The organism is Bacillus sp. V2I10 (assembly GCF_030817055.1).
GTDB lineage: Bacteria > Bacillota > Bacilli > Bacillales > Bacillaceae > Bacillus_P.
This window is the reverse complement of sequence record NZ_JAUSYV010000001.1, coordinates 204725-227845: the sequence shown is the minus strand read 5'-3', so window position 1 is coordinate 227845 and position 23121 is coordinate 204725. Positions and strand designations below refer to the sequence as shown.

Below are 23121 nucleotides of genomic sequence, written 5' to 3'. Positions count from 1 at the left end.
GCGAGTGTGCGGAAAATTTCTACGGAGAAAGTCTATTTTAAAAGTAGGCGAAAAGGAGGGAAAATAATGGCAAAACAAAAAATTCGTATCCGTTTAAAAGCATATGATCACAGAATTCTTGATCAATCTGCTGAGAAGATCGTTGAAACAGCAAAACGTTCAGGTGCTAACGTTTCTGGTCCGATCCCGTTGCCAACTGAAAAATCGATTTATACGATTCTTCGTGCGGTACACAAATACAAAGATTCTCGTGAGCAATTTGAAATGCGCACGCACAAACGCTTAATCGATATCATTAACCCAACACCACAAACTGTTGATGCATTAATGCGATTAGACTTACCGTCAGGCGTTGACATTGAAATCAAACTTTAATTTCAAAAATAGATCTTAAAAGACAATTATAGGAGGTGTGACTAATGACCAAAGGAATCTTAGGAAAAAAAATCGGTATGACTCAAGTATTCACGGAAAAGGGTGACCTTATCCCGGTAACAGTAATTGAGGCTACTGGAAACGTTGTTCTTCAATTGAAAACTGTTGAAAGTGACGGCTATGCTGCTGTTCAAGTCGGTTTCTCAGACAAACGCGACAAACTTTCTAACAAACCTGCAAAAGGACACGTTGCAAAAGCTAATACTGCACCTAAGCGCTTCGTAAGGGAATTCCGCGGAGAAGCTGGTGAGTATGAAGTTGGTCAGGAAGTCAAAGTTGATATTTTCACTGCTGGAGATGTAGTAGATGTAACAGGTATCTCGAAAGGTAAAGGTTTCCAAGGCTCTATCAAACGCCATAACCAATCTCGCGGACCAATGTCACATGGTTCACGTTACCACCGTCGCCCAGGTTCAATGGGTCCTGTTGCTCCAAACCGTGTATTCAAAAACAAACTTTTACCAGGACGTATGGGTGGAGAGCGCACTACTGTTCAAAACCTCGAAATCATTAAAGTTGACGTTGAACGCAACTTGTTATTGATCAAAGGTAATGTACCTGGTCCTAAAAAAGCACTTATTACTGTTAAAAAAGCAGTAAAATCTAATTAATTTTCATAAGAAAGGAGGAATTCGATAATGCCGAAAGTAGCATTATTAAACCAAAGCGGATCAAACGTTGGGGAAATTGAGCTAAATGATTCCGTTTTTGGTATCGAACCTAATCAGCACGTTTTATTCGATGCGGTTATCATGCAAAGAGCTTCCTTGCGTCAAGGAAACCATAAAGTAAAAAATCGTTCAGAAGTTAGAGGCGGAGGTCGCAAGCCTTGGAAACAAAAAGGTACTGGGCGTGCTCGTCAAGGATCTATCCGTTCTCCACAATGGCGCGGCGGTGGTATCGTATTCGGTCCAACACCACGCAGCTATGCTTACAAATTACCGAAAAAAGTTCGCCGTTTAGCGATCAAATCAGCTCTATCATCTAAAGTGCAAGAAAACAATGTATTAGTATTAGAAGACTTACTAATGAATGCTCCAAAAACAAAAGAAATGACTTCTATCTTAACGGGTCTTTCTATTGAAAAGAAAGCATTGATTGTTACTGCTGATGTAAACGAGACTGTTACATTATCTGCACGTAACATCCCTGGCATTACAGTTCTTACTGCTAATTCAATTAATGTTTTAGATGTACTTAACCATGAGAAGCTTGTTATGACAAAAGCAGCTGTGGAAAAAGTAGAGGAGGTGCTTGCATAATGAAAGATCCTCGTGATATTATTAAGCGCCCCGTAATCACTGAATTATCAACAGACTTAATGACTGAAAAGAAATACACGTTTGAAGTAGATGTTAAAGCTAACAAATCTCAAGTTAAAGACGCTATCGAAGCAATCTTTAGTGTGAAAGTTGAGAAAGTTAACGTAATGAACTACAAAGGTAAATACAAACGTGTGGGACGATATTCAGGTCTTACTAATAAGCGTAAAAAAGCCGTAGTTAAATTAACGGCTGACAGCAAAGAAATCGAATTATTCGAAGTCTAATATATTCTTTAAGATAGGAGGGAAACGAGATGGCGATTAAAAAGTACAAACCAACCTCAAATGGTCGTCGCGGCATGACGGTTTCTGATTTCGCTGAAATCACAACGAATAAACCAGAAAAGTCATTACTTGCGCCTGTTCACAGAAAAGGCGGTCGTAACAACCAAGGTAAAATCACTGTACGTCATCAAGGCGGCGGTCACAAACGTCAATATCGTATTATTGATTTTAAACGCGATAAAGATGGTATACCAGGACGCGTTGCTACAATTGAGTATGATCCAAATCGTTCTGCAAACATTGCACTAATCAACTATGCAGATGGTGAGAAAAGATATATCCTTGCTCCAAAAAACCTAGAAGTAGGTTTACAAATTGTTTCTGGCCCTGAGGCTGATATTAAAGTGGGTAATGCACTTCCACTTCAAAATATTCCTGTAGGTACAGTTATCCACAATATCGAGTTAAAACCAGGTAAAGGCGGGCAATTAGTACGTTCTGCTGGAACTTCTGCGCAAGTACTAGGTAAAGAAGGCAAATACGTATTAGTTCGTTTAAATTCTGGTGAAGTTCGTATGATTCTTTCAACTTGCCGCGCGACTGTTGGTCAGGTAGGAAATGAACAACATGAACTTATCAACATTGGTAAAGCTGGACGTTCTCGCTGGTTAGGCATCAGACCTACAGTTCGTGGTTCTGTAATGAACCCTAATGATCACCCTCATGGTGGTGGTGAAGGTCGCGCTCCAATCGGACGTAAGTCTCCAATGACTCCTTGGGGTAAACCAACTCTTGGTTATAAAACTCGCAAGAAGACCAATAAGTCAGATAAATTCATCGTACGTCGTCGTAAAAAATAACGTGAATTTCTACGGTTCACTTAGAACCGTAGTGCATTCGCGAAGGGAGGTACAAGTATGGGCCGTAGCTTGAAAAAAGGACCATTCGTAGATGAGCATTTAATCAAAAAGGTTGAAAAGTTAAACGAATCAGAGAAAAAACAAGTGATCAAAACTTGGTCTCGTCGTTCTACTATTTTTCCACAATTCATCGGTCAAACGATCGCAGTATATGATGGTCGCAAACATGTTCCTGTATACGTAACTGAAGATATGGTTGGACACAAACTTGGTGAGTTTGCTCCTACACGTACGTATAAAGGCCATGCAGCTGACGATAAAAAAACAAGACGTTAATGAGAGGAGGCTTTTAAATGCAAGCTAAAGCCGTTGCAAAAACTGTACGTATTGCTCCTCGAAAAGTTCGTTTAGTAATTGACCTTATCCGAGGAAAGCAAATTGGTGAAGCGGTAGCGATTCTTCGTCACACACCGAAAACTGCTTCTCCAGTTATTGAAAAAGTTCTAAAATCTGCTGTGGCAAATGCTGAGCACAACTTTGAAATGGATGTTAACAATTTAGTTATAACTGAAGCTTATGTAGGCGAAGGTCCAACTCTTAAACGTTTCCGTCCACGTGCAATGGGTCGTGCTAGTGCTATCAACAAACGTACGAGCCACATTACAATCGTTGTATCAGAAAAGAAGGAGGGATAATCCGTGGGTCAAAAGGTAAATCCAGTCGGTCTTCGCATTGGTGTCATTCGTGATTGGGAATCTAAATGGTTCGCTGGAAAAGATTATGCTAATCTTTTGCATGAAGACATTAAAGTTCGTGAATATATCAACCAACGTTTAAGCGACGCTTCTGTTTCTAAGATTGAAATTGAACGTGCTGCAAATCGTGTGAATGTTACAGTACACACAGCTAAACCGGGCATGGTTATCGGTAAAGGCGGTACTGAAGTGGAAGCACTTCGTAAAGCTCTTAATCAATTAACTGGCAAACGTGTACACATCAACATCCTTGAAATTAAAAGAGCTGATTTAGATGCTAAATTAGTTGCTGAAAATATTGCTCGTCAATTAGAAAACCGTATTTCTTTCCGTCGTGCTCAAAAGCAAACAATTCAACGTGCTATGCGCGCTGGTGCAAAAGGAATTAAAACAATGGTATCTGGTCGTCTTGGCGGTGCTGATATTGCTCGTTCTGAACATTACAGTGAAGGAACTGTTCCACTTCACACTCTTCGTGCTGATATTGACTATGGTACAGCTGAAGCTGACACTACTTATGGTAAATTAGGCGTAAAAGTTTGGATCTATCGTGGAGAGGTTCTTCCTACTAAGAAGAAAAAAGAGGAAGGAGGAAAATAATTATGTTGTTGCCAAAACGCGTTAAGTATCGCAGAGAGCACCGTGGAAAAATGCGCGGTCGTGCTAAAGGCGGTACAGAAGTTCACTTCGGTGAGTTCGGTATTCAAGCTTTAGAAGCTTCATGGATCACAAATCGTCAAATCGAGGCAGCTCGTATTGCGATGACTCGTTACATGAAACGTGGCGGTAAAGTCTGGATCAAAATTTTCCCTTCTAAGCCTTACACGGCTAAACCTCTAGAGGTACGTATGGGATCCGGTAAAGGTGCTCCAGAAGGCTGGGTAGCAGTAGTTAAGCCGGGTAAAGTTTTGTTTGAGATTGCTGGTGTTTCTGAAGAAGTAGCACGCGAAGCATTGCGTCTTGCATCTCACAAATTGCCAATCAAAACAAAATTCGTTAAACGCGAGGAAATTGGTGGTGAATCTAATGAGAGCTAATGATATTCGTGATCTTACCACTGCAGAAATTGAACAAAAAGTAAAATCACTTAAAGAAGAGTTGTTTAACCTGCGCTTCCAATTAGCGACAGGACAACTTGAAAACACTGCTCGCATTCGTGAAGTTCGTAAATCGATCGCTCGTATGAAAACTGTGATCACTGAAAGAGAGATCGCTGCAAATAATCGATAATCCTGAGAGGAGGTTGCAGAATGAGTGAACGCAACAACCAGCGCAAAGTCTACACTGGACGTGTAGTTTCTGATAAAATGGATAAAACGATCACTGTTCTTGTCGAAACATATAAAAAGCATTCGCTTTATGGCAAGCGTGTAAAATACTCCAAAAAGTTTAAAGCTCATGATGAGAACAACCAAGCTAAAGTTGGCGATGTAGTGAAAGTCATGGAAACTCGCCCGTTATCAGCTACTAAACGTTTCCGTCTAGTTGAAATTGTTGAAGAAGCTGTTATTATCTAATATTGTTCGGATATTATTTCCGAAGGGAGGTAACGTAAATGATTCAACAAGAATCCCGTTTAAAAGTTGCTGACAATTCTGGTGCCCGTGAAGTACTGACAATTAAAGTTCTTGGCGGATCTGGACGTAAGACTGCTAGTATTGGTGATGTAATTGTTTGCACGGTCAAACAAGCAACACCAGGAGGCGTTGTTAAAAAAGGTGACGTTGTTAAAGCAGTTATCGTTCGCACGAAGAGTGGTGCACGCCGTCAAGACGGAACTTATATCCGCTTTGATGAAAATGCATGTGTAATCATTAAAGATGACAAGAGCCCTCGCGGAACTCGTATCTTTGGACCTGTTGCACGTGAATTGCGTGAAAACAACTTTATGAAAATTGTTTCTCTTGCTCCAGAAGTTATATAAATCAAAAATAGACAGCCTTACTAAGGAGGTGCGACTGGGATGCATGTAAAAAAAGGTGATAAGGTAATGGTTATCTCTGGTAAGGATAAAGGCAAACAAGGCGTTGTTCTTGCAGCTTTTCCTAAGAAAGACCGAGTACTTGTTGAAGGTATTAACATCATGAAGAAACATTCAAAACCTTCTCAAGCAAATCCTCAAGGCGGAATTTTAAGCCAAGAGGCACCTATCCATGTATCAAATGTTATGCCACTAGATCCTAAATCTGGTGAACCAACTCGTGTTGGATTCAAAGTGGTTGATGGCAAAAAGGTACGTGTTGCAACAAAATCTGGTGAAACTTTAGATAAATAGTAAATAAGGAAGGGAGGTCCTCGCATGAACCGCCTTAAAGAAAAGTATCAAAAAGAAATTACACCTGCTTTAATGAGCAAGTTCAACTATAAATCAGTGATGCAAGTTCCAAAGCTTGAGAAGATCGTAATCAACATGGGTGTTGGTGACGCAGTATCTAACTCAAAAGCTCTTGACACAGCTGTTGAAGAGTTAACAACTATCTCAGGTCAAAAGCCGGTTATCACTAAAGCTAAAAAATCAATTGCAGGATTCCGTCTGCGTGAAGGTATGCCTATCGGTGCGAAAGTAACACTTCGCGGCGAGCGTATGTTTGAATTCCTAGATAAATTAGTTTCTGTATCATTACCACGTGTACGTGACTTCCGCGGTATCTCTAAAAAGTCTTTTGACGGACGCGGCAACTACACACTAGGTGTTAAAGAACAATTAATCTTCCCTGAAATTGATTATGATAAAGTATCAAAAGTTCGTGGTATGGACATCGTTATCGTTACAACAGCTAACACTGACGAAGAATCTCGTGAGTTATTAACTCAGTTCGGTATGCCATTCCAAAAATAATCGAAATAGGGAGGCGAAAACGTGGCTAAAAAGTCAATGATTGCGAAACAAAAACGCACTCAAAAGTTTAAAGTACAAGAGTACACTCGCTGCGAACGCTGTGGTCGTCCACATTCAGTTCTGCGCAAATTTAAACTTTGCCGTATTTGTTTCCGTGAACTCGCATATAAAGGTCAAATTCCAGGCGTTAAAAAAGCTAGCTGGTAATACCCCATAATCGGGAAGGAGGTAATTTTGATATGGTAATGACAGATCCAATTGCAGATATGCTTACTCGTATTCGTAACGCGAATATGGTTCGTCATGAAAAATTAGAAATTCCTGCATCTAAAGCGAAAAAAGAGATCGCTGAAATTCTTAAGCGTGAAGGTTTCGTACGTGATGTTGAATATGTAGAAGATAACAAACAAGGTATCATTCGTATTTTCTTGAAATACGGATCAAACAACGAGCGTGTTATCACTGGTTTGAAACGTATCAGTAAGCCAGGATTACGCGTTTACGCTAAAGCTAACGAAGTACCACGTGTACTTAACGGTTTAGGAATTGCAATCGTATCTACTTCTCAAGGTGTTATAACTGACAAGGAAGCTCGTGCGAAGCAAGCTGGCGGAGAAGTTCTAGCATACGTTTGGTAAGAACCTGAAATAGAATGGAGGTGTACATGAATGTCTCGTATTGGTAAAAAACCACTTGAAATCCCTGCTGGTGTAACAGTTGCAATCAACGAAAGCACTGTAACTGTTAAAGGACCTAAAGGTGAATTAACTCGTACTTTTAACTCTGATATCAACGTTAAAGTTGAAGATAACGTACTTACTGTGACACGTCCTTCTGATCAAAAAGAACATCGTGCTCTTCACGGTACTACTCGCAGCCTTTTAGGCAACATGGTTGAGGGCGTTTCTAAAGGATTTGAAAAAGGTCTTGAATTAGTAGGTGTCGGTTACCGTGCTACTAAATCTGGCAACAAGCTTGTTCTAGCTGTTGGATACTCACATCCTGTAGAAATCGTTCCTGAACAAGGAATCGAAATTGAAGTACCATCAAATACGAAAATTATCGTAAAAGGTACTGATAAAGAGCGTGTTGGAGCTATCGCTTCAAACATCCGTGCTATTCGTCCGCCAGAGCCTTATAAAGGCAAAGGTATCCGCTACGAAGGTGAATATGTACGTCGTAAAGAAGGTAAAACAGCGAAGTAATATCGCCTAGATGATAAGAAAGGAGTGACCTAGATGATTACGAAACTTGATAAAAACGTTGTGCGTAAGAAAAGACACGGCCGTGTTCGCGCGAAATTATCTGGAACAACTGCTCGTCCTCGTTTAAACGTATTTCGTTCTAATCAGCACATCTATGCTCAAGTAATTGACGATCTTCAATCAGTTACAATTGCAAGTGCTTCTACTTTAGATAAAGATCTTAATGTTGACGCAAAAGCTAATATCGATGCAGCTCAAAAAGTTGGCGAATTAGTTGCTAAGCGTGCGATTGAAAAAGGTGTTAAATCTGTTGTATTTGACCGCGGGGGTTACTTATACCATGGTCGTGTAAAAGCTTTGGCTGAAGCTGCTCGCGAAGCTGGATTAGAATTTTAATAAAAAAAGGAGGGACACAGAGAATGGGTCGTATTGAACCAAACAAATTAGAGCTTGAAGAACGCGTTGTTACCGTAAACCGTGTAGCTAAAGTAGTTAAAGGTGGACGTCGTTTCCGCTTTGCTGCATTAGTAGTTGTCGGCGACAAAAACGGTCATGTAGGTTTCGGTACTGGTAAAGCACAAGAAGTTCCGGAAGCTATCCGTAAAGCTATCGAAGACGCTAAGAAAAACCTAGTTGAAGTACCTATGGTTGGTACTACTATTCCTCACCAAGTCATCGGTAGATTCGGTGCAGGAAACATCTTCTTAAAACCTGCATCTGAAGGTACTGGTGTTATCGCTGGTGGTCCTGTTCGTGCAGTACTAGAGTTAGCAGGAGTTAGTGATATCTTGTCAAAATCATTAGGTTCTAACACTCCAATTAACATGATTCGTGCTACTATTTCTGGTTTAACAGAACTGAAGCGTGCTGAAGATGTTGCGAAATTACGCGGCAAATCGGTAGAAGAATTGTTAGGATAAGGAGGGAAATATGATGGCAAACAAATTAGCGATTACCCTCACTCGTAGTGTAATTGGTCGCCCAGAAGACCAACGTATTACTGTTAAAACACTAGGTCTTAAAAAAATGCATCAAACTGTTGTACTTGATGATAATGCTGCTATTCGCGGCATGATCGGCAAAGTATCACATCTGGTTACAGTTAAAGAACAATAATATAGATCTCTAATATCAAGGAGGTGTCCCGATGAAACTTCATGAATTAAAACCAGCAGAAGGGTCACGTCAAACACGTAACCGTGTTGGCCGTGGTACAGGTTCTGGTAACGGTAAAACGTCTGGTAAAGGTCATAAAGGACAAAACGCTCGTTCTGGCGGCGGTGTTCGCCCTGGATTCGAAGGTGGTCAAACTCCTTTATTCCGTCGTCTGCCTAAACGCGGATTTACGAACATCAACCGTAAAGATTACGCGATCGTGAGCTTAGATAAATTAAATCTTTTTGAAGACGGTACTGAAGTAACAACTGAACTTTTACTTGAAGCTGGCATGATCAGCAAAGTAAGATCAGGCGTGAAAGTACTTGGCGACGGCAAGCTTGAGAAAAAGCTTACTGTAAAAGCTAACAAATTCTCTGCATCTGCTAAAGAAGCTATTGAAGCTGCTGGCGGTTCAGCTGAGGTGATTTAATGTTTAAGACAATCTCCAATTTTATGCGCGTGGGTGATATCCGCGATAAAATCTTGTTCACCCTTTTAATGTTAATTATATTTCGCATCGGTACTTTCATCCCTGTGCCTAACGTCAACGCTGACGTTTTAAAGGCTCAGGATGAAATGAATGTTTTCGGAATTCTTAACACGTTCGGCGGTGGTGCACTGTATAACTTCTCTATCCTCGCGATGGGAATTATGCCTTACATCACAGCATCCATTATCGTGCAGCTTTTGCAGATGGATGTTGTGCCGAAATTTACTGAGTGGTCAAAGCAAGGTGAAGTTGGCCGTCGTAAACTAGCACAATTCACTAGGTATTTTACGATTGTACTAGGTTTCATCCAAGCGTTGGGTATGTCTTATGGTTTTAATAATCTCGCTGGGGGATTATTAATTGAAAACCCAGGTATTACAACGTACCTTTTAATTGCAGTTGTCTTAACAGCAGGTACTGCTTTTTTAATGTGGTTAGGAGAGCAAATTACCTCTAAAGGTGTTGGCAATGGTATATCCATTATCATCTTTGCAGGGATTGCAGCAGGAATCCCTACAACTCTTAACCAAATCTATGCACAACAATTCCAGGACGCTGGAGATCAGCTTTTCTTGAATATTGTAAAAGTTGCGCTGATAGTTTTAGCGATAATCGCAATAATAGTTGGAGTTATCTTCATTCAGCAGGCGCTTCGCAAGATTCCTATTCAATATGCGAAGAACTCAGCAGGTCGTGCACCGGCGAAAGGTCAGTCTACTCACCTTCCGCTTAAAGTGAACCCGGCTGGCGTAATCCCTGTCATCTTTGCGGTTTCGTTCATTATTACACCGCCAACGATTGCATCATTCTTTGGGTCCAATGATGTTACAGACTGGATTCAAAAAACGTTTGACTATACACAGCCAATCGGTATGGTAGTCTACGTTGCTTTAATCCTTGCTTTCACTTATTTCTATGCATTCGTTCAGGTTAATCCGGAACAAATGTCAGAGAATCTGAAAAAACAAGGCGGATATATCCCAGGCATTCGTCCTGGTAAAAATACGCAAGAATATTTGACAAAAATTCTATACAGACTGACGTTTGTTGGTTCTCTTTTCTTAGCAGCTATCTCAGTTCTTCCTGTATTCTTTATTAAGTTCGCTAACTTGCCAGCTTCTGCACAGATTGGCGGAACGAGCTTGTTGATCGTAGTAGGGGTTGCTCTTGAAACGATGAAACAACTTGAAAGTCAGCTTGTAAAGCGTCATTATAAAGGATTTATTAAACAGTAAGGTTTTGGGACTTGGGTCCCTTTCCTTCTAAATAGAGACTGAGGGGGGTAATATTCTTGAATTTAGTTCTTATGGGTCTGCCAGGAGCCGGAAAAGGCACACAGGCAGAACGAATCGTTGAAAAATATGAAATCCCTCATATCTCAACAGGGGATATGTTCAGAGCTGCTATTAAAGGTGAAACAGAATTAGGTCTTAAAGCAAAATCCTTCATGGATCAAGGTGCACTTGTTCCTGACGAAGTAACAATTGGTATCGTCCGTGAGAGATTGGGCAAGAATGATTGTGAAAAAGGTTTCCTCTTAGACGGATTCCCGCGCACAGTTGCTCAAGCTGAAGCTTTAGAAGGAATTCTGTCAGATCTTAATAGAAAAATTGATTACGTCATAAACATCGAGGTTGATAAAGACATCCTTATGGAGCGTCTTACAGGTCGCCGTATTTGTAAAAAATGCGGATCAACATATCATCTCGTTTTCAACCCTCCTGCGGCTGAAGGAATCTGCGACAAATGTGGCGGAGAGCTTTACCAAAGAGAAGATGATAACGAAGAGACTGTTGCAAACAGACTTGAAGTGAATCTCAAACAGACACAACCTTTGCTGAATTTCTATGAAGAAAAAGGATATTTGCGTAACATTAATGGACAACAGGACATAAAGCAGGTTTTCGTTGACGTTAATGAGCTGCTTGGAGGATTAGGTGAATGATCATTTGTAAGACTCCACGTGAAATTGAAATCATGCGTGAAGCTGGTCGCATTGTCGCATTGACCCACCAGGAACTCCAAAAACATATACAGCCTGGAATTACTACAGAAGAACTGGATGTAATTGCCGAAAAGTTTATACGCGGAAGCAATGCAATTCCATCTTTTAAAGGTTATAATGGTTTTCGCGGGAGCATTTGTGCTTCAGTGAATGAGGAGCTCGTTCACGGAATACCTGGAGATCGAGTATTGCGTGAAGGAGACATTATCAGCATTGATATCGGTGCTAAGTATAATGGCTATCATGGTGACTCTGCTTGGACATATCCTGTTGGAAAAATCTCTGAGGAATCCGAAAGACTTCTTGAAGTAACGGAGGAATCTTTGTACAAAGGGCTTGCTGAAGCAAAGCCTGGCGAGAGACTATCCAATATATCACACGCTATTCAGACGTATGTTGAACAGCATCAATTCTCGGTCGTTCGGGAATATGTTGGACACGGCGTTGGACAGGATTTACATGAAGATCCGCAGATTCCGCATTATGGTCCGCCAAACAAAGGTCCTAGGTTAAAACCAGGCATGGTCTTGGCAATAGAGCCAATGGTTAATGCCGGCAGCCGTTATGTAAGAACTCTTTCTGACAACTGGACAGTTGTTACGCAAGACCGCAAGATGTGTGCTCATTTTGAACATACAATTGCTATTACTGACAATGGTTATGAAATTTTAACTAAAGCCTGATCCGAAGGTGATATTGTTTGAACGAAGCCGAATCGAGTCCGCGCATAGGTCAGTTTGTCCATATTACTGAAGGCAGAGAAGCTGGACAATATGCTGTTGTGATCAGAATTCTCGATGAACGATTCGTTTTAATAGCTGATGGAGAGAATCGATTGTTTCACTCCCCGAAAAAGAAGAATGTTAATCATCTAGAATTTATTGATTGCGTATCTCCGGAAGTTCAGAACAGTATATATGAAACAGGTCGTGTGACAAACGGGAAACTTCGGTTTGCCTTAACAAAGTTTGTCAATGAGCAAGTTGCTGATTTGAAGAAGGGAGAAAAGTGAATGGCGAAAGACGATGTAATTGAAGTAGAGGGTACTGTACAGGAGACATTGCCAAATGCAATGTTCAAAGTTGAGCTTGAGAACGGTCATACGGTTTTAGCGCATGTATCTGGAAAAATCCGCATGCATTTTATTCGTATTTTACCTGGAGACAAAGTTACGGTAGAATTATCACCATATGATCTAACTCGTGGCAGAATTACGTACCGTTTTAAATAAAACACTCCGCAACTAAGGAGGTAAGAGAAATCATGAAGGTAAGACCATCGGTTAAACCAATCTGTGAGAAATGCAAAGTTATTCGCAGAAAAGGCAAAGTAATGGTAATTTGTGAAAATCCAAAACATAAACAAAAACAAGGCTAAAACTAAAGGAGGTGCAGCTTTAAATGGCTCGTATTGCTGGTGTAGATATTCCTCGTGACAAACGCGTAGTTATTTCATTAACTTACGTTTTCGGTATTGGTCGTCCAACTGCTGAAAAAGTACTGGCTGAGGCTGGTGTTTCTGAAGATACACGTGTGCGTGACTTAACAGAAGAAGAATTAGGTAAAATTCGTGATATCGTAGACAAGCTGAAAGTTGAAGGAGACCTTCGTCGTGAAGTTTCTTTAAACATCAAACGTCTTATTGAGATCGGCAGTTTCCGCGGTTTGCGTCATCGTCGCAGTTTACCTGTTCGTGGTCAAAATACCAAAAATAACGCTCGTACTCGTAAAGGACCTCGTCGTACGGTTGCGAACAAGAAAAAATAAGGTAAAGGAGGTTAACCCACAATGGCTCGTAAAACGAACACTCGTAAGCGTCGCGTAAAAAAGAATATTGAGGCAGGTATCGCTCATATTCGTTCAACATTTAACAACACGATTGTTACTATTACAGACGTACATGGTAACGCTCTTTCTTGGTCAAGTGCAGGTTCACTGGGATTCAGAGGATCACGTAAATCCACTCCATTTGCTGCACAAATGGCTGCTGAAGCTGCAGCTAAAGGATCAATCGAACACGGTATGAAAACTCTTGAAGTAACTGTTAAAGGACCAGGCGCAGGCCGTGAAGCTGCAATCCGTGCACTTCAAGCTGCTGGTCTAGAAGTAACAGCTATCAGAGACGTTACTCCGGTTCCACATAACGGATGCCGTCCGCCAAAACGTCGTCGTGTATAAATTTTCTGTATAGATTTTGTATCCCTGTCAATAATGGGTTATGATACAGTAAAAAGTTCTCGCAGAAATGACTATTCTGTTGTTGTGCACATTCGGGACTTTATAATGGGGAATTTCGGTTAGACACACCTAAATGCAATATATTTGTCTAGCCGGGGTTTCGACGTTTTGAAGGAGGGTTTATAGATGATAGAAATTGAAAAACCAAAAATCGAAACGGTTGAAATCAGCGACGATGCCAAGTACGGTAAATTCGTCGTCGAACCACTCGAGCGTGGATATGGTACTACTTTGGGTAACTCCTTACGTCGTATTCTCTTATCCTCACTCCCTGGTGCCGCTGTAACATCAATCCAGATAGATAGTGTACTCCATGAATTCTCTACAATTGAAGGCGTTGTTGAAGATGTTACAACAATCATCTTAAACATTAAAAAGCTTGCTCTTAAAATCTACTCTGAGGAAGAAAAAACGCTTGAGATTGACGTACAGGATGAAGGAGTTGTAACGGCTGCAGATATTACTCACGACAGTGATGTTGAAATTCTAAATCCGGACCTTCATATTGCTACATTAGCGAAGGGTGCACATTTCCGTATGAGATTGACTGCGAAGCGTGGACGCGGATATACTCCGGCTGATGCAAACAAAAGAGAAGATCAGCCAATTGGCGTTATCCCAATCGATTCTATTTTCACACCTGTATCCCGCGTGTCTTATCAAATTGAAAATACACGTGTAGGTCAAGTGTCGAACTATGATAAACTTACTTTTGATGTGTGGACAGACGGAAGCACAGGTCCAAAAGAAGCTATTGCACTTGGTGCAAAGATTCTGACTGAACATCTTAATATCTTCGTTGGGCTTACTGATGAAGCTCAAAACGCTGAGATTATGGTGGAAAAGGAAGAGGACCAAAAAGAAAAAGTTTTAGAAATGACGATCGAAGAATTGGATTTGTCAGTTCGTTCTTATAACTGTTTAAAACGTGCAGGCATCAACACTGTACAGGAGCTTGCTCATAAAACAGAAGAAGACATGATGAAAGTTCGTAACTTAGGTCGTAAATCTTTGGAAGAAGTTAAAGCGAAACTAGAAGAACTTGGTTTAGGTCTTCGTAAAGACGACTGACGACTAGTTAACAAGTTAACTAGCGTTTTCGCGTGTTTCTAAAATTAACATACAGTATTAAACGAAGGAGGGAACACATAATGCCTTACAGAAAATTAGGACGTACAAGTGCTCAACGTAAAGCGTTACTTCGTGATCTAACTACAGATTTAATTATCAGCGAGCGCATTGAAACTACTGAGGCGCGTGCGAAAGAATTACGTTCAACTGTAGAAAAAATGATTACTTTAGGTAAACGTGGGGATCTTCATGCCCGCCGCCAAGCTGCTTCTTACATCCGTAACGAGGTAGCAAACGAAGAAGGCACGCAAAATGCACTTCAAAAACTATTCGGTGATATCGCACCACGTTATACAGAGCGTCAAGGTGGATACACTCGCATAATGAAACTTGGACCTCGCCGCGGCGATGGAGCACCAATGGTCATTATCGAATTAGTTTAATTATATTTAGTTACTCCAAGGGCGGGTCAGTTTTTAGAAACTGGATCTATGCCCTTTTTTTATACACTTAAAGCCCCTTTATTCTTTTCATAGAATGAGGGGTCAATCTAAGTGTGAGCAGAGAGAGAATAGAAGAGTACAGGTGTTTTTTTGCGTGGACTTGCAAGTTGCACCCTTTCATTAAACGCGCAAAAACACAGATGAGGGAGGCAGCAATGGAACAACCGATCATTCATGTGAATGACGTGACATTCCGTTATCACGAAGAGGATGAAAGACCCGCATTGAACTCCGTTTCCTTAAGTGTAAACAAAGGAGAGTGGCTTGCGGTCGTCGGTCATAACGGCTCGGGCAAGTCTACACTTGCGAGAGTCCTGAATGGTCTGATCCTGCCTCAGAAGGGTAACGTAATCGTAAACGGCATCACTCTTAATGAAGATTCAGTTTGGGAGATTCGAAAACAGATTGGCATGGTTTTTCAAAATCCTGATAATCAATTTGTCGGTACAACCGTAAAAGATGATGTGGCTTTTGGTTTAGAAAATCACGGAGTGCCGCGGGAAGTAATGAAAAAGCGCGTGGAATGGGCTACACATAAAGTGAAGATGGAAGCATTTCTCGATCAAGAGCCGCACCATCTATCAGGAGGACAAAAGCAGCGTGTTGCCATTGCCGGCGTAATCGCTGTGCAGCCTCAAATTATCATCTTAGATGAAGCAACCTCCATGTTAGATCCCCAAGGAAGAAAAGAAGTCATGGAAACAGTTAGAGAGCTAAAAGATCAGGGAATCGTTACAGTCATATCGATTACTCACGATTTAGAGGAAGCTTCGAAGGCTGACAGGATTATTGTCATGAATAGCGGGGAAAAGTTCGCCGAAGGTACACCTGAGACCATCTTCAAACTAGATCAGAAGCTAGTTGAAATTGGCCTTGACCTCCCCTTTCCATACAGAGTAAGCATGAAGCTGAAAGAAGCAGGGGTTAACCTGACGAGCAACCATCTAGATGAAGAAAGCCTGGTGAATGAACTATGGACATTACATTCAAGGAGTTAGAGCACAGGTACCAAGTTCATTCCCCTTTTGAACGTCTAGCCCTATATGATATCAATCTGGCGATTAAAGATCGTTCTTTTGTTTCGATTATCGGACATACGGGATCAGGGAAATCTACCATCCTGCAGCATTTAAATGGCCTGCTGAAACCAACAAAGGGATCGATCTCTATTGGGGACCGCAAGATTGAAGCTAACAAGAAAAATAAGAACCTGAAATCAATCCGCCAATCGGTTGCGATTGTCTTTCAATTTCCAGAGCATCAGCTGTTTGAGGAAACGGTGGAACGTGATATTATGTTTGGCCCATTGAATTTCGGCGTGCCGCCTGAAGAGGCAAAAGTGAAGGCGGGACATGCATTAAGACGTGTCGGTCTTCCTGCAGAGGTTCTTCATAAATCGCCATTTGATTTAAGCGGCGGACAAATGAGGCGTGTCGCCATTGCAGGTGTCCTGGCCATGGAGCCAAAGGTGCTGGTGCTCGATGAACCGACAGCAGGACTTGATCCAAGCGGCAGAAAAGAGATCATGGACCTTTTCTATACCCTCCATCAAGATCGGTCGCTTACGACCATCCTTGTCACGCACAGTATGGAAGACGCTGCCCGTTATTCAGATGAAATTGTTGTCATGCACAAAGGGACGGTTCAAATGAAAGGAACGCCTGAAGAAGTATTCAGCCATTCTGAAACGTTAATTTCTGCAGGACTTGATCTTCCGGAAACCGTAAAGCTTCAAAGGATAATAGAACAAAAGCTTGGCAAGGAACTGAAAGGGATCTCACTTTCTATAGATGACTTGGTTAATCAGGTTGCATCTGAGATAAAGGGTGACCCCAAATGATGAACAGTATGATCATTGGAAAATATGTGCCTGGAAGTTCTCTCATTCATAAGATGGATCCGCGTTCGAAACTAACGATGATCTTTTTATTTGTCTTTATTGTCTTTTTTGCGAACAATGCACTGACCTATTCAATCCTTGGTTTGTTCACGCTCTTTATTGTTGCTTCTACCAAACTGCCGCCGAGATTTTTGCTGAATGGCTTGAAGCCGATCATCTGGATTATTCTATTTACATTTATTCTGCACATTCTGGTCACTAAAGAAGGTCCGCTTCTGTTTGAATTCGGTTTTCTTTCGATACATGAAGAAGGTGTCAGACAGGGGATATTCATTTCCCTGCGGTTCCTGTTTCTTATTCTGCTTACAACAATCCTGACGTTAACTACTACTCCTATCGAAGTAACAGATGGGATGGAAAGTCTGCTGAACCCGTTTAAAAAAATCGGACTTCCTGTCCATGAGCTCGCGTTAATGATGTCGATCTCACTCCGGTTTATTCCAACACTGATGGAAGAAACGGATAAAATCATGAAAGCGCAGATGGCAAGAGGAGTTGATTTTACGAGCGGACCTGTAAAACAAAGGATCAGTGCAATCATACCGCTGTTAGTACCGCTGTTTATAAGCGCCTTTAAACGGGCTGAGGAACTTGCAACAGCCATGGAAGCGCGGGGATATCAGGGCGGCGAGGGCAGAACAAAGCTGCGTGAGCTGAAATGGGGAATCCTCGATACAGTTATTCTGGCCGTTTTAATCGGTGTAGGCATTGTTCTATTACTATTTCGTTCATAGGAGCTTATCATGAGGGTAAAATGCACAATCGGATATGATGGCACAAGGTTTAACGGTTTTCAAATTCAGCCGAATATGAGAACTGTACAGGGTGAGGTTGAGAGGGGCCTTAAAAGGCTTCATAAAGGAAAAGAAGTAAAAGTATTTGCATCTGGAAGAACGGATGCAGGAGTCCACGCAGTTGGACAGGTTCTGCATTTTGATACGGATATTTATATTCCTGAGGACCGCTGGCCCAATGCATTAAATTCACTGCTTGCTGAGGACGTTGCGATTCAATCCGTTTCGTTTGTAAACGATGACTTTCATGCGAGGTATCATGTCCGAGCCAAGGAATACCGCTATAAAATAAGCCGCTCAGCGATCCGGAATGTATTTAATCGAAATTATTCTTATCATTATCCATATAAACTTGATTACGTCAAAATGCGAGAAGCGATTAAATTTCTTATCGGCACACATGACTTTACGAGCTTCTGTTCTGCGAAGACGGATAAAGAAGATCGGGTAAGAACGTTATATGATATCGAATTTTATGAAGAAGATGACATGCTTACTTTCCGGTTCGTAGGCGATGGATTTCTTTATAACATGGTAAGGATATTGGTCGGCACTCTGATTAATGCAGGACGCGGAGCGCTGGATCCTTATCAGATTCCGGAGATACTGAAGGCACGGGATCGTTCCCTTTGCGGCAAAACAGCCCCGGGTTGCGGATTATATTTGTGGAAAGTTTATTATGACAACTAAACCAGGTGTAACATTTTCTTGACAATGTTGCCTGAACGTTATAATATATCATATGGTATGTATTTCAACCCCACAAATAAGCCCCGGAAGAGTTTAATTTGTGTTTTGAAATAGAATGATTAAATTTTAACAATTGAAAGATATTTAGGAGGGAAAAACATGCGTACAACATATATGGCGAAAGCAACTGAAGTTGAACGTAAATGGTTCGTAGTAGATGCGGCTGGCAAAACTTTAGGTCGTCTAGCTAGCGAAGTAGCATCTGTACTTCGTGGTAAACACAAACCAACTTACACACCACATGTAGACACTGGTGATCATGTTATCATCATTAATGCAGCACAAATCGAACTTACTGGTAAAAAATTGACTGACAAGATTTACTACCGTCACAGCCAATTCCCAGGCGGTTTGAAATCAAGAACAGCTCTTGAAATGCGTACAAACTATTCTGAGAAAATGCTTGAATTAGCAATTCGCGGAATGCTTCCTAAAGGTTCATTAGGACGTCAAATGTACAAAAAATTACATGTATATGCTGGCAACGAACATCCACATCAAGCACAACAACCAGAAGTTTACGAACTTCGCGGTTAATTATTAAGGAGGTTATTAATTTGGCACAGGTTCAATATTACGGTACTGGCCGTCGTAAAAGCTCAGTAGCGCGTGTTCGTCTGGTTCCAGGCGAAGGCCGTATTGTTATCAACGATCGTGAAGTAAAAGATTACATCCCATTCGCAGCTTTAATCGAAGATATTAAACAACCATTAAACTTAACTGAAACAGCTGGAAGCTATGATGTTTTAGTTAGCGTTAACGGCGGTGGATTTGCTGGTCAAGCTGGCGCTATCCGTCACGGTATCTCTCGTGCATTATTAGAAGCTGACCCAGAATACCGCGGCACTTTAAAGCGCGCTGGTCTTCTAACTCGTGACGCTCGTATGAAAGAACGTAAAAAATACGGTCTTAAAGGCGCTCGTCGTGCACCTCAGTTCTCAAAACGTTAATTATCAACGTTTATGCCCTTTCCCGAAGTATCGGGAAGGGGTTTTTTATTTACCGAAAAAGGTATCTGAATACCCATTGAATACCCCTCCTCATAAATCCATGTAATCTTGAAATAAATTGGCTACTTTTTCTTTGGCGGTGTTTGAGACGTGTGTATAGATGTTCATGGTTGTTTGAATGTCTTTATGGCCAAGTCGTACTTGTACATCTTTAATACTAGCCCCAGCTTCGAATAACAGTGAAGCATGAGTGTGACGTAAACCATGAATAGAAATAGACGGAAAATACTTATGGTTTTTGAGTATTTTGGTTAACTGTTCATTTAAGCTGGCTAAACGGATATACTTCATTTTTCTTTCATTGTAGTCGTACCTAGTGAAAAGAGGCTGCTGGTCATCAGGTAGTAAATCTATATCTACATCGTAAAACTCTTCAGATTGCCTTTTACGCCATTTTTTAAGCCACCCAAGTGTTTCACCGTCAATACTAATTACACGGCGTGAAGCGGCTGTTTTAGGCGTCTGCAGAAGTTGCAGCCCCTTTGTTGTAAGTAAGTTCTTTACCATTTTTGAACTAGGGGGTTATTGTGAAGAAATTAACCGTTTTCTTACTTTTAACAATTGCTACTACTCTTACTACAGGATGCAGTGAAAGTAATATTTATAAAAGTAACCAATTAACGTTACTAAATAAAGAAGAAGTGCTGGAATTTATGGAGGATAAAGGTACAGGATTTTTATATATTAAATCGGCATACGAGAGCCGAGAAGAGGAAGAAGCTTTCTATATAAAGGAAATTGAACGTGTAACTAAAGCTGAAAAAATTGATTTTTATATATTTGACGCAGGTTCAGTTGATAAAGATCATACAGAACTTGGTGTTGATCAATATTCACGAACTTTTGTTTTTTACCAAAATGGTGAAATGAAAGAAGAATTGGATTTTGCCGATTTGTCAGAAGATGATGTACCTTCGGAAGTTGAAACGTTTGTTCAAAATGTGAAAGAAGATTATTTGAAGTAGAGTTAACAAAAGTAAACTGGTTAAACATTGATATGAAGGGGTTTTAAAATTAACTAGGGGGGGTTGTATGAAAGAAGAAATAGCAAGGATACTTGAAAGATTTGCTGATTTTCTCGAAATAACAAATCCGATCACTTACATGCTGCGTTGGGTCGGGTGGGTCATCATTAAAGGTCTTGCTTGGCTAGTTGATTCCCTATCAAACATTACAGATTCAATCCTTGGTTTAAAAGCGTTTTATGACAATGTTGAGATTACAAGCTTCGTAGAAATGCTGTTCCCTCTTGCTGGAACATTGATGGGTCTTTCTTTCCTCTATACAGGATATCTTATTATTTTTCAAAAGAAGGTTGATCGTGAAGCGATTGTGGTGAATATGTTCTTGGCATTTGTTGTTCTCGCCTTACTTGGAGAAGGCATGGAAAAAGCGAATCGATTCACAGATGATGCAATAGATGCTCTTGATGTTGTTGAAGAAAGTTCGATCAGCCAGAAAATTGTCAAAGAGAATATGATTGACCTTGTACAGTTCGACCGAACAGCCTGGAAAACTACTGAACTTAAACAGCCAAACCGAATTCCACAAGATCGAATCCTAAAAATTAATATTACACAAGCAATTGACAAGAATTTTAATCTTGCAGGAGAGGCAAAAATGTCTGATAAAGGACGTGAAGTTTTCGATAGTCGTTTGGAGTATGATGATCTCGGTAATCCAAAGAAAGTTGATTTAGATAATGGCTGGTTCACTGCGTTCAAAGAAAAATATTATCGTTGGGATTGGAATTTCTGGACTATTGTAGTAACGCTTGGAATAACAGCTTTCACCATGCTGACGATTGCTATTAAATTAGCGAAACTGTTCTTTGAATTGACGTTCAACTATGTATTGGTAACAATCATTGCTCCTGCGGATATTCATTCGGGGCAAAAGACAAAGCAAGTCCTTCAAAGTATCTTAAATACCTTTTTAGTCACAATTATGGTTTTCCTATCGCTGAAAATCTACATGATCGGAACAACCTTCATTACAGAAAAATTAGATGGTGTCGCCTATATAGTTGCTTTATTCGCTTTTTCTCTTGCAGTAATAGATGGTCCGAATATTGTTGAACGGCTATTCGGCATTGATGCAGGGTTGAAGTCGGGGTGGGGCGCAATAGCCGGTGGTTATTCCCTAGCAAAAGGTGCAGCTGTTACAACAAATGGAACTGCGAGCACTCTGAAAGGATTAACTAGTGAAGGTAAATCAGCAGCATTGAAGGGCATAAGCGGCGTTGCAGGAGTTGCAGGAATGGCACAAGGGCTAAGGCCAAAAGGGACAGTCTGATAGTGTTTCACAAAGTGGTCATTCTCCAGCTACAAAAGCACAAGATAAGAATCAAGAAAATCAAAGTCCAAAGGGATATATTGAAAATACGAATGGTTCGGAAGCTTCCGAAGAAATTGCTACTGGAATACAGGAAGTTGCTTCTTCTCTTGAACAAGAAATGGAACAAAAGGAACAAAACCAAGGGAAAAACAATTTGCCAGGGCTTCATCAAGAAATGGCTGCTAAGGGTTTTTCCAGTAACGGAAAACAGAATGCAACTGTAAACAGCCCACAATCCATTTCATCTGAATCACCAACCGAAATAGATAATGGTGATATACAAAAAAATGAGAAATTTTCGGGTGAACATGATAGTCCAATTCATTCATCTTCTTCATTTTATCAATCAAATTATCCTTCGGTCTCATCTGAAATGCAAAAGGAGTCTAACTGTGTGATACCACTACAAGAAAAAAAGAATGATAGGGAAACACGAGCTTTAGGACAGATGTCTTCTGATAAGGTACAAAATAATCCATCAGTAAAAACGGTTAAACGTACCTATCAAATTGGTCAAAATACAGGAGAAAGTATAAGGAAAAATATCGCTAGGTATCGACGAGATCACCAATAAAAATAAACAAAAGAGAAGAAAATATTGGATTTTCTCTTCTCTTTTTGTTTAAAAATATGTGTCCCAACTCAGCCCAACTGGTGACGCAAAGGGGACATTGCAGGACTAAAGATCGAACCACAAACGGGACACTCAGGACTAAAGATCGAACCACAAAGGGACCATTTATTGATTTTTTATGTACCCACAAAAACACTAGGCTTTGCCTAGTACCACAACCTAGTTGGGGTCAGTTTTTCCTTATGCTCTTTCTCTTTAAGAGCTGCGGAACACTTCAACTTAGTTTTTATAAAAAAGGAGAGAAGGTAATGGAAATAAAAATTAGAAATATTGATCCGATTGTAGTGAAAAAATTTGATGAAATGGCACAAAGAAAATCAATATCAAGACAGGAATTTCTTAAGTCGATTTTAGAAAAAGTCGCCTATGAACCTGAACAAAATGAAAATGAAATGCGGCTAGAATGGACTATTTCCAAAAACATTCAAGTCATGGAAATGATAGTAGAGAGAGTTGATCAATTAGATAATGTATTGCAGGATTTGCTGGAAGAATAAAGTGCCATTTGTTTTTTCTTTAAGTATCTTTTATTAAAATTTAAACTACTTTACCATCCTTAAAAAATAATAGTATTAATATGTAAAATAAA

General features: G+C 40.5%; 41 protein-coding genes and 1 pseudogene. 41 read left to right on the top strand and 1 reads right to left on the bottom strand.

What is annotated here, in order from left to right; all coding sequences use genetic code 11:
- Positions 1 to 66: 66 nt before the first annotated feature.
- From rpsJ to rpsI, 37 genes and pseudogenes are all read left to right on the top strand, one after another.
- Complete coding sequence (rpsJ, locus tag QFZ72_RS01305) at positions 67 to 375, top strand: 30S ribosomal protein S10 (protein WP_029282834.1); 309 nt, start codon at positions 67 to 69, stop codon at positions 373 to 375.
- Positions 376 to 419: 44 nt separating this feature from the next.
- Complete coding sequence (gene rplC, locus QFZ72_RS01300) at positions 420 to 1046, top strand: 50S ribosomal protein L3 (RefSeq protein ID WP_307428516.1); 627 nt, start codon at positions 420 to 422, stop codon at positions 1044 to 1046.
- A 27-nt stretch (positions 1047 to 1073) separates the two neighbouring features.
- The gene (gene rplD / locus QFZ72_RS01295) at positions 1074 to 1697 is read left to right on the top strand and encodes a 50S ribosomal protein L4 (RefSeq protein WP_307428513.1); all 624 of its coding nucleotides are present in this window, start codon (positions 1074 to 1076) and stop codon (positions 1695 to 1697) included.
- Positions 1697 to 1984, top strand: a complete 288-nt coding sequence (gene rplW, locus QFZ72_RS01290) for a 50S ribosomal protein L23 (RefSeq protein WP_307428509.1) — start codon at positions 1697 to 1699, stop codon at positions 1982 to 1984. Before rplD ends, rplW begins: the two co-directional genes overlap by 1 nt.
- Positions 1985 to 2013: 29 nt before the next feature.
- Positions 2014 to 2844: a 50S ribosomal protein L2 gene (rplB, locus tag QFZ72_RS01285; RefSeq protein WP_307428507.1), complete on the top strand. Its 831-nt coding sequence runs from the start codon at positions 2014 to 2016 to the stop codon at positions 2842 to 2844.
- A gap of 57 nt (positions 2845 to 2901) precedes the next feature.
- Complete coding sequence (gene rpsS / locus QFZ72_RS01280) at positions 2902 to 3180, top strand: 30S ribosomal protein S19 (RefSeq protein ID WP_307428504.1); 279 nt, start codon at positions 2902 to 2904, stop codon at positions 3178 to 3180.
- 17 nt (positions 3181 to 3197) lie between these two features.
- Complete coding sequence (rplV, locus tag QFZ72_RS01275; RefSeq protein ID WP_307428501.1) at positions 3198 to 3539, top strand: 50S ribosomal protein L22; 342 nt, start codon at positions 3198 to 3200, stop codon at positions 3537 to 3539.
- A gap of 3 nt (positions 3540 to 3542) precedes the next feature.
- The gene (gene rpsC / locus QFZ72_RS01270; protein ID WP_307428498.1) at positions 3543 to 4199 is read left to right on the top strand and encodes a 30S ribosomal protein S3; all 657 of its coding nucleotides are present in this window, start codon (positions 3543 to 3545) and stop codon (positions 4197 to 4199) included.
- Positions 4200 to 4201: 2 nt separating this feature from the next.
- Positions 4202 to 4636, top strand: a complete 435-nt coding sequence (gene rplP / locus QFZ72_RS01265) for a 50S ribosomal protein L16 (protein ID WP_070875228.1) — start codon at positions 4202 to 4204, stop codon at positions 4634 to 4636.
- Positions 4626 to 4829 carry a 50S ribosomal protein L29 gene (rpmC, locus tag QFZ72_RS01260; protein ID WP_070875227.1) on the top strand — a complete coding sequence of 68 codons (204 nt, stop codon included), beginning with the start codon at positions 4626 to 4628 and terminating at the stop codon, positions 4827 to 4829. The genes rplP and rpmC overlap by 11 nt, the downstream gene beginning before the upstream one ends.
- A 20-nt stretch (positions 4830 to 4849) precedes the next feature.
- Positions 4850 to 5116: a 30S ribosomal protein S17 gene (gene rpsQ, locus QFZ72_RS01255; RefSeq protein ID WP_101569374.1), complete on the top strand. Its 267-nt coding sequence runs from the start codon at positions 4850 to 4852 to the stop codon at positions 5114 to 5116.
- A 38-nt stretch (positions 5117 to 5154) separates the two neighbouring features.
- On the top strand, positions 5155 to 5523 hold the full coding sequence (gene rplN / locus QFZ72_RS01250) for a 50S ribosomal protein L14 (RefSeq protein WP_307428494.1): 369 nt from the start codon (positions 5155 to 5157) through the stop codon (positions 5521 to 5523).
- A gap of 39 nt (positions 5524 to 5562) precedes the next feature.
- Positions 5563 to 5874: a 50S ribosomal protein L24 gene (rplX, locus tag QFZ72_RS01245; protein ID WP_307428492.1), complete on the top strand. Its 312-nt coding sequence runs from the start codon at positions 5563 to 5565 to the stop codon at positions 5872 to 5874.
- Between the two features lie 24 nt (positions 5875 to 5898).
- Positions 5899 to 6438, top strand: coding sequence for a 50S ribosomal protein L5 (rplE, locus tag QFZ72_RS01240; RefSeq protein WP_307428489.1), 540 nt, complete (start codon positions 5899 to 5901; stop codon positions 6436 to 6438).
- Between the two features lie 21 nt (positions 6439 to 6459).
- Positions 6460 to 6645: a 30S ribosomal protein S14 gene (gene rpsN / locus QFZ72_RS01235; protein ID WP_010285078.1), complete on the top strand. Its 186-nt coding sequence runs from the start codon at positions 6460 to 6462 to the stop codon at positions 6643 to 6645.
- 32 nt (positions 6646 to 6677) lie between these two features.
- Positions 6678 to 7076, top strand: coding sequence for a 30S ribosomal protein S8 (rpsH, locus tag QFZ72_RS01230; RefSeq protein WP_101569370.1), 399 nt, complete (start codon positions 6678 to 6680; stop codon positions 7074 to 7076).
- A 30-nt stretch (positions 7077 to 7106) separates the two neighbouring features.
- Complete coding sequence (gene rplF, locus QFZ72_RS01225) at positions 7107 to 7643, top strand: 50S ribosomal protein L6 (RefSeq protein WP_223438944.1); 537 nt, start codon at positions 7107 to 7109, stop codon at positions 7641 to 7643.
- 33 nt (positions 7644 to 7676) lie between these two features.
- Entirely contained in the window at positions 7677 to 8039 is a 363-nt protein-coding gene (gene rplR, locus QFZ72_RS01220) for a 50S ribosomal protein L18 (RefSeq protein ID WP_307428485.1), read from the top strand.
- A gap of 23 nt (positions 8040 to 8062) precedes the next feature.
- Complete coding sequence (rpsE, locus tag QFZ72_RS01215) at positions 8063 to 8563, top strand: 30S ribosomal protein S5 (RefSeq protein ID WP_101569367.1); 501 nt, start codon at positions 8063 to 8065, stop codon at positions 8561 to 8563.
- 13 nt (positions 8564 to 8576) lie between these two features.
- Positions 8577 to 8759, top strand: a complete 183-nt coding sequence (gene rpmD / locus QFZ72_RS01210) for a 50S ribosomal protein L30 (RefSeq protein WP_101569366.1) — start codon at positions 8577 to 8579, stop codon at positions 8757 to 8759.
- A 31-nt stretch (positions 8760 to 8790) separates the two neighbouring features.
- Positions 8791 to 9231: a 50S ribosomal protein L15 gene (gene rplO / locus QFZ72_RS01205; protein ID WP_307428476.1), complete on the top strand. Its 441-nt coding sequence runs from the start codon at positions 8791 to 8793 to the stop codon at positions 9229 to 9231.
- Entirely contained in the window at positions 9231 to 10526 is a 1296-nt protein-coding gene (gene secY, locus QFZ72_RS01200) for a preprotein translocase subunit SecY (RefSeq protein WP_307428473.1), read from the top strand. Before rplO ends, secY begins: the two co-directional genes overlap by 1 nt.
- 56 nt (positions 10527 to 10582) lie before the next feature.
- Positions 10583 to 11236 (top strand): adenylate kinase, encoded by a 654-nt coding sequence (locus tag QFZ72_RS01195; protein WP_307428471.1) that lies wholly within the window; start codon positions 10583 to 10585, stop codon positions 11234 to 11236.
- Positions 11233 to 11979 (top strand): type I methionyl aminopeptidase, encoded by a 747-nt coding sequence (gene map, locus QFZ72_RS01190; protein WP_307428468.1) that lies wholly within the window; start codon positions 11233 to 11235, stop codon positions 11977 to 11979. The genes QFZ72_RS01195 and map overlap by 4 nt, the downstream gene beginning before the upstream one ends.
- A gap of 17 nt (positions 11980 to 11996) precedes the next feature.
- Positions 11997 to 12331: pseudogene (locus QFZ72_RS01185) on the top strand (KOW domain-containing RNA-binding protein).
- Entirely contained in the window at positions 12309 to 12527 is a 219-nt protein-coding gene (infA, locus tag QFZ72_RS01180) for a translation initiation factor IF-1 (protein ID WP_028390440.1), read from the top strand. The pseudogene QFZ72_RS01185 and the gene infA overlap by 23 nt, the downstream one beginning before the upstream one ends.
- Before the next feature lie 32 nt (positions 12528 to 12559).
- A complete protein-coding gene (gene rpmJ / locus QFZ72_RS01175) occupies positions 12560 to 12673 on the top strand; it encodes a 50S ribosomal protein L36 (protein ID WP_003156543.1) in 114 nt (37 codons plus the stop codon).
- Positions 12674 to 12696: 23 nt separating this feature from the next.
- Positions 12697 to 13062 carry a 30S ribosomal protein S13 gene (gene rpsM, locus QFZ72_RS01170; RefSeq protein ID WP_070875216.1) on the top strand — a complete coding sequence of 122 codons (366 nt, stop codon included), beginning with the start codon at positions 12697 to 12699 and terminating at the stop codon, positions 13060 to 13062.
- A gap of 21 nt (positions 13063 to 13083) precedes the next feature.
- On the top strand, positions 13084 to 13473 hold the full coding sequence (rpsK, locus tag QFZ72_RS01165; protein ID WP_029282777.1) for a 30S ribosomal protein S11: 390 nt from the start codon (positions 13084 to 13086) through the stop codon (positions 13471 to 13473).
- A gap of 186 nt (positions 13474 to 13659) precedes the next feature.
- Positions 13660 to 14604, top strand: coding sequence for a DNA-directed RNA polymerase subunit alpha (locus tag QFZ72_RS01160; RefSeq protein WP_307428464.1), 945 nt, complete (start codon positions 13660 to 13662; stop codon positions 14602 to 14604).
- Positions 14605 to 14684: 80 nt separating this feature from the next.
- Positions 14685 to 15047 carry a 50S ribosomal protein L17 gene (gene rplQ, locus QFZ72_RS01155; protein WP_307428461.1) on the top strand — a complete coding sequence of 121 codons (363 nt, stop codon included), beginning with the start codon at positions 14685 to 14687 and terminating at the stop codon, positions 15045 to 15047.
- 215 nt (positions 15048 to 15262) lie between these two features.
- On the top strand, positions 15263 to 16105 hold the full coding sequence (locus QFZ72_RS01150; protein WP_307428456.1) for an energy-coupling factor ABC transporter ATP-binding protein: 843 nt from the start codon (positions 15263 to 15265) through the stop codon (positions 16103 to 16105).
- Positions 16081 to 16947 (top strand): energy-coupling factor ABC transporter ATP-binding protein, encoded by an 867-nt coding sequence (locus tag QFZ72_RS01145; protein WP_307428453.1) that lies wholly within the window; start codon positions 16081 to 16083, stop codon positions 16945 to 16947. The genes QFZ72_RS01150 and QFZ72_RS01145 overlap by 25 nt, the downstream gene beginning before the upstream one ends.
- Positions 16944 to 17741 (top strand): energy-coupling factor transporter transmembrane component T family protein, encoded by a 798-nt coding sequence (locus tag QFZ72_RS01140; protein ID WP_307428451.1) that lies wholly within the window; start codon positions 16944 to 16946, stop codon positions 17739 to 17741. Before QFZ72_RS01145 ends, QFZ72_RS01140 begins: the two co-directional genes overlap by 4 nt.
- A gap of 6 nt (positions 17742 to 17747) precedes the next feature.
- Complete coding sequence (gene truA / locus QFZ72_RS01135) at positions 17748 to 18491, top strand: tRNA pseudouridine(38-40) synthase TruA (protein WP_307439533.1); 744 nt, start codon at positions 17748 to 17750, stop codon at positions 18489 to 18491.
- Positions 18492 to 18650: 159 nt separating this feature from the next.
- Entirely contained in the window at positions 18651 to 19088 is a 438-nt protein-coding gene (gene rplM / locus QFZ72_RS01130; protein ID WP_070875209.1) for a 50S ribosomal protein L13, read from the top strand.
- Positions 19089 to 19108: 20 nt separating this feature from the next.
- Positions 19109 to 19501: a 30S ribosomal protein S9 gene (gene rpsI, locus QFZ72_RS01125; protein ID WP_029282760.1), complete on the top strand. Its 393-nt coding sequence runs from the start codon at positions 19109 to 19111 to the stop codon at positions 19499 to 19501.
- Between the two features lie 90 nt (positions 19502 to 19591).
- Here the strand turns inward: rpsI and QFZ72_RS01120 are convergent, their stop codons facing one another.
- A complete protein-coding gene (locus tag QFZ72_RS01120) occupies positions 19592 to 20068 on the bottom strand; it encodes a tyrosine-type recombinase/integrase (RefSeq protein ID WP_307428443.1) in 477 nt (158 codons plus the stop codon).
- Between the two features lie 20 nt (positions 20069 to 20088).
- Between QFZ72_RS01120 and QFZ72_RS01115 the strand changes: the two genes are divergently transcribed.
- The 4 genes from QFZ72_RS01115 to QFZ72_RS01100 all read left to right on the top strand — a co-directional run bounded on the left by QFZ72_RS01115 (position 20089) and on the right by QFZ72_RS01100 (position 23029).
- The gene (locus QFZ72_RS01115) at positions 20089 to 20526 is read left to right on the top strand and encodes a hypothetical protein (protein ID WP_307428439.1); all 438 of its coding nucleotides are present in this window, start codon (positions 20089 to 20091) and stop codon (positions 20524 to 20526) included.
- A gap of 67 nt (positions 20527 to 20593) precedes the next feature.
- Positions 20594 to 21856, top strand: coding sequence for a pLS20_p028 family conjugation system transmembrane protein (locus tag QFZ72_RS01110; protein ID WP_307428436.1), 1263 nt, complete (start codon positions 20594 to 20596; stop codon positions 21854 to 21856).
- Between the two features lie 160 nt (positions 21857 to 22016).
- Positions 22017 to 22472, top strand: coding sequence for a hypothetical protein (locus QFZ72_RS01105; RefSeq protein ID WP_307428433.1), 456 nt, complete (start codon positions 22017 to 22019; stop codon positions 22470 to 22472).
- Positions 22473 to 22780: 308 nt separating this feature from the next.
- Entirely contained in the window at positions 22781 to 23029 is a 249-nt protein-coding gene (locus tag QFZ72_RS01100; protein WP_307428430.1) for a hypothetical protein, read from the top strand.
- Positions 23030 to 23121 lie beyond the last annotated feature (92 nt).

Coding starts and splice junctions, on each gene's coding strand:
- QFZ72_RS01120 (WP_307428443.1), bottom strand. CDS start 20,068: ATGGTAAAGAACTTACTTACAACAAAGGGGCTGCAACTTCTGCAGACG.
- QFZ72_RS01145 (WP_307428453.1), top strand. CDS start 16,081: ATGGACATTACATTCAAGGAGTTAGAGCACAGGTACCAAGTTCATTCC.
- rplD (WP_307428513.1), top strand. CDS start 1,074: ATGCCGAAAGTAGCATTATTAAACCAAAGCGGATCAAACGTTGGGGAA.
- rpsH (WP_101569370.1), top strand. CDS start 6,678: ATGGTAATGACAGATCCAATTGCAGATATGCTTACTCGTATTCGTAAC.
- secY (WP_307428473.1), top strand. CDS start 9,231: ATGTTTAAGACAATCTCCAATTTTATGCGCGTGGGTGATATCCGCGAT.
- rplX (WP_307428492.1), top strand. CDS start 5,563: ATGCATGTAAAAAAAGGTGATAAGGTAATGGTTATCTCTGGTAAGGAT.
- rplM (WP_070875209.1), top strand. CDS start 18,651: ATGCGTACAACATATATGGCGAAAGCAACTGAAGTTGAACGTAAATGG.
- rplQ (WP_307428461.1), top strand. CDS start 14,685: ATGCCTTACAGAAAATTAGGACGTACAAGTGCTCAACGTAAAGCGTTA.
- rplR (WP_307428485.1), top strand. CDS start 7,677: ATGATTACGAAACTTGATAAAAACGTTGTGCGTAAGAAAAGACACGGC.
- rpsJ (WP_029282834.1), top strand. CDS start 67: ATGGCAAAACAAAAAATTCGTATCCGTTTAAAAGCATATGATCACAGA.
- rpsK (WP_029282777.1), top strand. CDS start 13,084: ATGGCTCGTAAAACGAACACTCGTAAGCGTCGCGTAAAAAAGAATATT.
- rpsQ (WP_101569374.1), top strand. CDS start 4,850: ATGAGTGAACGCAACAACCAGCGCAAAGTCTACACTGGACGTGTAGTT.
- rpsE (WP_101569367.1), top strand. CDS start 8,063: ATGGGTCGTATTGAACCAAACAAATTAGAGCTTGAAGAACGCGTTGTT.
- QFZ72_RS01150 (WP_307428456.1), top strand. CDS start 15,263: ATGGAACAACCGATCATTCATGTGAATGACGTGACATTCCGTTATCAC.
- rplW (WP_307428509.1), top strand. CDS start 1,697: ATGAAAGATCCTCGTGATATTATTAAGCGCCCCGTAATCACTGAATTA.
- rplN (WP_307428494.1), top strand. CDS start 5,155: ATGATTCAACAAGAATCCCGTTTAAAAGTTGCTGACAATTCTGGTGCC.
- rplV (WP_307428501.1), top strand. CDS start 3,198: ATGCAAGCTAAAGCCGTTGCAAAAACTGTACGTATTGCTCCTCGAAAA.
- rplO (WP_307428476.1), top strand. CDS start 8,791: ATGAAACTTCATGAATTAAAACCAGCAGAAGGGTCACGTCAAACACGT.
- rplB (WP_307428507.1), top strand. CDS start 2,014: ATGGCGATTAAAAAGTACAAACCAACCTCAAATGGTCGTCGCGGCATG.
- QFZ72_RS01160 (WP_307428464.1), top strand. CDS start 13,660: ATGATAGAAATTGAAAAACCAAAAATCGAAACGGTTGAAATCAGCGAC.
- rpmC (WP_070875227.1), top strand. CDS start 4,626: ATGAGAGCTAATGATATTCGTGATCTTACCACTGCAGAAATTGAACAA.
- QFZ72_RS01110 (WP_307428436.1), top strand. CDS start 20,594: ATGAAAGAAGAAATAGCAAGGATACTTGAAAGATTTGCTGATTTTCTC.
- map (WP_307428468.1), top strand. CDS start 11,233: ATGATCATTTGTAAGACTCCACGTGAAATTGAAATCATGCGTGAAGCT.
- QFZ72_RS01100 (WP_307428430.1), top strand. CDS start 22,781: ATGGAAATAAAAATTAGAAATATTGATCCGATTGTAGTGAAAAAATTT.
- QFZ72_RS01140 (WP_307428451.1), top strand. CDS start 16,944: ATGATGAACAGTATGATCATTGGAAAATATGTGCCTGGAAGTTCTCTC.
- rplP (WP_070875228.1), top strand. CDS start 4,202: ATGTTGTTGCCAAAACGCGTTAAGTATCGCAGAGAGCACCGTGGAAAA.
- rplF (WP_223438944.1), top strand. CDS start 7,107: ATGTCTCGTATTGGTAAAAAACCACTTGAAATCCCTGCTGGTGTAACA.
- rplC (WP_307428516.1), top strand. CDS start 420: ATGACCAAAGGAATCTTAGGAAAAAAAATCGGTATGACTCAAGTATTC.
- rpmJ (WP_003156543.1), top strand. CDS start 12,560: ATGAAGGTAAGACCATCGGTTAAACCAATCTGTGAGAAATGCAAAGTT.
- rpsM (WP_070875216.1), top strand. CDS start 12,697: ATGGCTCGTATTGCTGGTGTAGATATTCCTCGTGACAAACGCGTAGTT.
- rplE (WP_307428489.1), top strand. CDS start 5,899: ATGAACCGCCTTAAAGAAAAGTATCAAAAAGAAATTACACCTGCTTTA.
- rpmD (WP_101569366.1), top strand. CDS start 8,577: ATGGCAAACAAATTAGCGATTACCCTCACTCGTAGTGTAATTGGTCGC.
- infA (WP_028390440.1), top strand. CDS start 12,309: ATGGCGAAAGACGATGTAATTGAAGTAGAGGGTACTGTACAGGAGACA.
- QFZ72_RS01105 (WP_307428433.1), top strand. CDS start 22,017: ATGGAACAAAAGGAACAAAACCAAGGGAAAAACAATTTGCCAGGGCTT.
- rpsS (WP_307428504.1), top strand. CDS start 2,902: ATGGGCCGTAGCTTGAAAAAAGGACCATTCGTAGATGAGCATTTAATC.